We start from the raw sequence: 756 nt of genomic DNA on the forward strand, positions 1-756 counted from the left end.
ACGTGGACACCGCCGCCGCCCTGCTCACCCTGGACGACGGCACGCTGGTCACGGCGACCGCGACGCGCTACAACGGCGCGGGCTACGACGTGCGCACCGAACTCGCGGGCGAGCGCGCCCAACTCGTGGTCGGGCTCGACGCCCGCACCCCCTTCGCCTCCGCCGAACCCGCCGGCCCGGGCGGCCCGGCCCGCCCATGGGCCGGCTTCTGGGACCGGTTCGAGGCCGCCTACCGGGCGGAGCTAGCGACCTTCGTCCGGGCGGTACGGGGCGAGGTGGCCAACCCGTGCTCGGGTGAGGAGGCGCTCAACGCCCTCCTGGTGGCCGAGGCGTGTGAACTCTCACGCGCGGAGCACCGTCCCGTACGCCTCACCGAAATCAATGAGCGCGTCCGTGACGTTTCGTAGCGTCCGTCGCCTCTTGGTCACATTCGTCACGCTTATCCGGCCTTTCTGTCACAGACCATCAACAGGTGTTCGCGGACGGTCACTCAGGGTCGTTCACCGGGCGCAGCTCAAGTGATCAACGACAGTTACACCGCGACTCCCCCGTCGGTTCCCCCGCCGTGGTCGCGGTGCTCTGGGAGGCGCGAGACATGACTGATCGCAGGCTCTGGTCGTACAAGGAGATCGCGGCACACATCGGCGTCCAGACAGACACCGTGCGCTCCTACCGCAAGCACGGGCTGCTGCCGGCGCCCGACGTCGTGGAGGGCGGCAAGCCCTACTGGCTCGCGGACACCATCCGGGCCTGGGT

The 756-nt window shown here is 69.7% G+C and carries 2 protein-coding genes; both read left to right on the forward strand.

The features are described 5' to 3' along the window. The coding region (locus KUM32_RS29790; protein ID WP_254406338.1) for a Gfo/Idh/MocA family oxidoreductase at nucleotides 1-407 on the forward strand (407 nt) is incomplete at its 5' end. Nucleotides 408-595: 188 nt separating this feature from the next. Next, a partial coding sequence (locus tag KUM32_RS45050) for a MerR family transcriptional regulator (protein ID WP_308408748.1) occupies nucleotides 596-756 on the forward strand: 161 nt, incomplete at its 3' end.

The organism is Streptomyces sp. AC627_RSS907, assembly GCF_019049165.1.